Source organism: uncultured Campylobacter sp. (assembly GCF_937997405.1).
Classification (GTDB): Bacteria; Campylobacterota; Campylobacteria; order Campylobacterales; family Campylobacteraceae; genus Campylobacter_B.
Window position 1 is genome coordinate 1 of the sequence record NZ_CALKTL010000186.1, and the last position, 5479, is coordinate 5479.

The 5479-nt window shown below is 46.2% G+C and carries 4 protein-coding genes; 2 read left to right on the forward strand and 2 right to left on the reverse strand.

Annotated elements, in window-relative coordinates:
- Nucleotides 1-111: 111 nt before the first annotated feature.
- On the reverse strand, nt 112-1992 hold the full coding sequence (gene sdhA, locus Q0372_RS09800) for an 8-methylmenaquinol:fumarate reductase flavoprotein subunit (RefSeq protein ID WP_298105413.1): 1881 nt from the start codon (nt 1990-1992) through the stop codon (nt 112-114).
- A 156-nt stretch (nt 1993-2148) separates the two neighbouring features.
- On the opposite strand from sdhA, the gene Q0372_RS09805 reads away from it, so the two are divergent.
- On the forward strand, nt 2149-3039 hold the full coding sequence (locus Q0372_RS09805; protein ID WP_298105416.1) for a LysR family transcriptional regulator: 891 nt from the start codon (nt 2149-2151) through the stop codon (nt 3037-3039).
- Between the two features lie 204 nt (nt 3040-3243).
- Here Q0372_RS09805 and Q0372_RS09810 read toward each other — a convergent pair whose 3' ends face one another.
- Nucleotides 3244-4860 carry a phosphoethanolamine--lipid A transferase gene (locus Q0372_RS09810; protein ID WP_298105419.1) on the reverse strand — a complete coding sequence of 539 codons (1617 nt, stop codon included), beginning with the start codon at nt 4858-4860 and terminating at the stop codon, nt 3244-3246.
- Between the two features lie 207 nt (nt 4861-5067).
- Here Q0372_RS09810 and Q0372_RS09815 point away from each other — a divergent pair.
- A partial coding sequence (locus Q0372_RS09815; protein ID WP_298105422.1) for a PepSY domain-containing protein occupies nt 5068-5479 on the forward strand: 412 nt, incomplete at its 3' end.

Genomic DNA, 5479 nt, shown 5'->3' on the forward strand with positions numbered 1-5479 from the left:
GGAAACAATTGGTAGATACCTATATTCTAGAGTTGCGCTTGATGCGGCCAAAACCATTAATCGCTACTTTAATACTCATTTTGCTTCCATCGAAGCGATCTATGATAAATTTCATTGAGGTTTCCTTCCGTCAAGAGAGAATTCCGTAACGACGACCTCTTTGTAGCCCAAACTTAGCTCGCCTGCGTCGTTCATCGTCACGATACTGTGCTTTAAGAAATTTTTATCGTCGCGCTTCGGATAGTCCTCTCTGGTATGCGCGCCGCGGCTTTCCAGCCTCTTTTGCGCAGCCAAACACGCACAGCGCGCAAGCAGGATCAAATTTCCAAGCTCGACGTAGTCGGTAAATGCGGTATTCATAACCGGATTTGTATCCGCGACGTGCAGCTCGTCGTAGCGCGCTTTGATACCCTCTAAATTTTGCGAAAGCAGATCGAGCTTCTCGCCGGTTCTAAAGATACCCATATTGTCCCAAAGCTGCGCGCCTAGCTCTTCGCGCAACTCATACATCTCGTTTGCCTTGCCCGAGCCGTTTGCGATCTGCTTAAATTTAGCCTGCCATTTTTGCGCGAGCTCGCTCGCTCTTTTACCCGAGCCGAATCCCTCCTGCTTCGCGGCATAATTCGCTGCGCCTAGTCCTGCGAGTTTGCCCGTTACGACGGCGTCGGTCAGAGAATTTCCGCCTAAGCGGTTTGCGCCGTGGATCGAAATGCAAGACGCTTCGCCCGCGGTGTAAAGCCCCGAAATTTTAGTGCTCATATCGTCAAATTTAGACACTTCAATGCCGCCCATCGAGTAGTGTGCGGTCGGACGAATCGGAATCGGCTGTTCGATTAGATCGATACCCTCAAACAAAATGGCGGTGTGTCTGATCTTAGGAAGGGCTTTTAAAATTTTATCTTTTCCGAGATGTCTTACGTCAAGTAGCACGTATGCGCCTAGCCCCTCGCCGTAGCCCCTACCCTCGCGGATCTCGGTTTCGATCGCGCGAGCTACGACATCGCGCGGCGCAAGCTCCATCTTTTCGTGGTAGTTTTTCATAAAGCGCTCGCCTTTGTTATTGAGCAGATATCCGCCCTCGCCACGCGCAGCTTCCGTAATGAGCGCGCCGCCGCTTTTGATACCGGTCGGATGAAACTGCACCATCTCCGGATCGCTAAATCCAAGACCCACGCGCAGTGCAGCCGCGATACCGTCGCCGGTAGCGATATAAGGCACCGATGTGCGGTTGTAAAACATCCTCGTATATCCGCCCGTAGCGATTACCAAGGCTTTGCAAAGCACCGGATAAAAATCGCCGGTTTGGATATTTCGAAGCACGACGCCCTCGCATTTGCCCTCAGGCGCGCTGATCTCAAGCAGCTCGTGATCGATTAGAAATTTCACGCCGTTGCTGACCGCATCGTCAAAACAGGCGTGCATCAAGATATGACCCGTCTTATCGGCGGAGTAGTTGCATCGCTTTTTAGACGCGCCGCCCATGAAGCGCTGCGCTACGCCGCCCGGGACGCCGCTTTCTTTACCGTCCACGCCGCCGCTAGCGTTTCTGGAAAACAGCGTGCCGATGTAATCCATCTCGGCAATCGTAGGGCCCGCAAGCTCGCAAAATTTAATCGCGGCGTCCTGATCTACGAGATATGCGCCGCCCTTTACGGTGTCGTAGGCGTGAAGCTTGTATGAATCGCCGTTTGCGAAGCTCGTAACGCCGTTGATACCGCCTTCCGCCATACAGGTGGCGTTGCGCGAAGGCATCATCTTCGTAGCTACTACGACACTGAGATTTGGATTACTCTTTCTTACCGCCACGGCTGCACGCAGACCCGCGCCTCCCGAGCCGATGATAAGTACGTCCACACTAGGAAGGCCGCCTTCGTTGCCGCCGTCTGCGCTTTTACTCTTGTCGGTATCCACGCAGCCGCTAAGGCTAAGCGCGCCGACGCTGATACAGGCGGATTTTAAGAAATCGCGTCTGTTGAAATTTGATTCACTCATTTTCCTCTCCATTTGAGAAATTCTTAGCTTAAGTTTAAAGTTCTAAACTAAAAGCGTAATTTTAGTTTCATTTTTAACATAAGTCAAATATTATTTAGTGTATCATTTCATAAGAATCAAATTATCAATTGGAGAGGCTAAATGAATTTGCATCGCATGGAGCTAGTATTAAAAGTAGCAGAATTCCGTAGCTTTACTAAGGCTGCCGAGGCGCTTAAAATCCCGCAGCCGTCGCTATCACAGAGCATTTTATCACTGGAACGTGAGCTTGGAACACAGCTTTTTAACCGCACGAGTAATCCCATTTCGCTTACGCACGCGGGAAAAATTTATGCTAGTAAAGCAAAAGTCATTTTTGACGCCATAAACGACCTAAAAAGCGATATCTCTGAAATAAGCGGCGTAAAAAATGATAAAATTCGCATCGGTTTTTCGCAAAACGGCTATAATCTCCTACCGTCGCTACTGCCGATGTTTTGCAAGAAATTTAAGGATTCGGATCTACAAATCACGCAATTTTCTTCTGCGCTTAGCATTCGTGAAACGCTACTTCAGGGCGATCTTGATGTCGGTATGCTGATACTTCCTATCGATATGAGCGGGCTTGACGGGGTTAAAATTCTAACGCAAAAAACCTATGTCGCTCTAAGCTCCACCCATCCGCTCTCGCTTGAGTTTAAAAACGAATCTGTTCCTAAAATTGACATTTCGCGCTTAAAAGAGGAAAGATTCATCCTGCCTAATCAAAGCCTAAGAAGTGCCGAGCAGATAGATGCGTTCTTTACCGCTGCGGGATTTGCGCCGAAAGTGCTGTGTCGCACGGAGACTTTCGACATCGCCAATGCTATCGTCGCAAGCGGCGCAGGAGCGTGCTTTAGCATACCGCAGATGATAAAAGAGGATAAGGCAAGCAGGATAAAGCTCTTTGACGTAGGCGCGCGCGAGCTTGATAATACGCTGATAATTGCCTATAAAAAAGGCAAACGTCTAAACCATCTAGCGCAGGCGTTTATCAAAACTGCACGTAAAATTTCTAATGAAATTTAAAATTCATAGCTCGCAACGATAAATGAGAGATTGAGTTTTTGCAGCACTTTGCCTCTGCATTAGCTTTTGCATAAAAAATTTTAGAGCAGATTTTGCTCAAGTTTAGGTAAAATTTCAAACTAAGCTTAAATTAGAATTTTGCCAATAGAATTTTTTATTGCTAAAATTTCACTCACAATTTACGACGGAATTTAGAGCGAAATTCTAATTTTTCACTCCATTTAAAATATCCAAATCCTTGTTATACACCTTGGTATCTACTTCAAAAATTCCAAGCAGCGTGTGAAAAAGATTATCGTGCGAAAAAGCGTCATCCTTATGCGATTTAAGTACGCTCAGATCGTATCTTTCGCGCATTTTTCCTTCACCTAGCCAAACGATAGCGCCGATATGCTTTTGCGCCTCGGGAGCGAAAAGATAGGGCATACCGTGCAGATAAACGCCGCCCTCGCCGAGACTCTCGCCGTGATCGCTCATATAGATCATCGCCGTTTCGCGCGTCTTAGAATACGGTTTTAAAAAATCTATAACCTTGCTTAAAAAATAATCCGTGTATAAAATCGCGTTATCGTAGGCATTTGAAATTTCTTGCTGCGAGCAGTTCTCAAGCTCGTTATCGCGGCAAACGGGGCTAAATTTTTCAAATTCTTTCTTATAGCGCTTGAAATACGCAGGCCCGTGATTGCCCATCTGATGCAGCACGATTAATACGTCTTTGCCCGCGTTTTCGGCGACAAATTTATCAAGCCCCGCAAGCATCCCCTCGTCCCTGCACTCTACGTCGCAGATCGGATTATTTTGCGGAATTTTAAAATCCTGATATTTTACGCGTAGCGCCACACCTTTGGAATCGGAATTGTTATCGCGCCACAAAATTGCCATATCATCAGCGCGGTTTAGTATGTCTAATACGTTTTGCTCCTCCGCAGCCTTTTCGACGCTAAATTCCTCGCGATTTAGCAGCGAAAACATGCACGGCACGCTTTGCGCCGTCGAAGTGCCGCAAGAATGGGTATTGCTTAGGCTTACGACGCCCTGCTCTTTGGCTAGTAGCGGATTAGTATCTCGCTCGTAGCCGTTTAGCGAAAATCTATCCGCTCTCGCCGCTTCGCCCACGACTACGACGACGAGCTTTTTTGGACTTGTAGAATTTTTATCGATATGCGCGTCCGTAGCGATTTGCATCAGGGGCTGCGAGCCCTGCTTTTTAGATTTTGCGGCAAATTTAACGCCGCTGTAGATCCAATATCCGGGATTTGCGTAGCTGCGTAAAATTTTATGCTCTCTGAAAAATGACGCGTAGTATTTGCTAAATCCAAAAAGCAGTGCCGCGATGATCGCTATGCAAATGCCCGCCGCTTTGAGCTTAGCTAAAATTTCAAATTTAAGCGGACGGTAGCTAATGCGCGAGCGAGCAATCAGCACGCAGGGCAAGACGCCCAGCACCAGCACATAAATCGCCAGTCGCAGACTGAAAAGATCCGCCGACTCGGCAAAGTTCGTCTGGGCTGCGTTACGGATCATCTCTGAATCGATTACGACGTTATAGCTATCCATGAAATACGCCGTAAACGACGAAATAAAAAAGCAGATCATCAAAATCGGCTTAGTCGTATAGCGCGAGCTAAAAATCGTAAAAAATAGCGTCAAAAAAGCGATCAAAGCTGCCATGTCGCAGACAAAATAGATAAAATTTAGCCCTGAAATTCCGTAGGCATTTATGATATTTTTGAAAAACGAGAAGTTAAAAAATGCCACAAAAGCAAGCGAGCTTAGAAAAATAAGCTTCTGCTGCGACGGGTTTTTAAAAATGCTAGGCACGAAGCGTTCCTTGAGATAAAATTTCAAGTTGAAATTTTACGGCGTTTTAGTAAATGCTCGGAAATTCCGCGCTTTATATCTCACAAATCGCAGCAAAATTTTTGTGAAATTTTAAAATTCCGCGCGTATTCATCTTAGCTTCATCTTGGAATTTTAAAATTGCGCCATCCAAAATAAAATTTGGAAATAAAATCAAAAGGATTAAAGATGAAAAATCTTAAAGTTTTAGGCGCAATCGCCGCTACGTTCGCCCTTGCGGGCGCATTAAACGCAGGAAGTTTTAGTGAAAAAGACGCTAAAGTTTCATTCGATCAAGCGATAGGGATCGCACAGCAAAACTTTGGTGACGCGACTATAAAAAGCGTAGAAATCGACGATGAGCACGGAAGGCTCGTCTATGAGATAGAGTCGCATAAAGAAGGTAGCGAAAACGAGATCAAAATCGACGCTCAAAGCGGAGAAATTTTAAAGACTCAAACGCAAAAGAAGCTAAAGCCTAGTAAAATTAATTATTCACAGGTCAAAATCAGTGCCGCAGACGCTCGCGCCAAAGCACTTAGCGCAAATGCCGGCTGGGATTTTCTTGATTTCATTGTTCAAACCTCCTTATACGCTCACC

What these genes read in the sequence shown, in the direction of transcription:
- Q0372_RS09805 (WP_298105416.1), top strand. Translation starts at nt 2,149, where the DNA reads ATGGAGCTAGTATTAAAAGTAGCAGAATTCCGTAGCTTTACTAAGGCT.
- sdhA (WP_298105413.1), bottom strand. Translation starts at nt 1,992, where the DNA reads ATGAGTGAATCAAATTTCAACAGACGCGATTTCTTAAAATCCGCCTGT.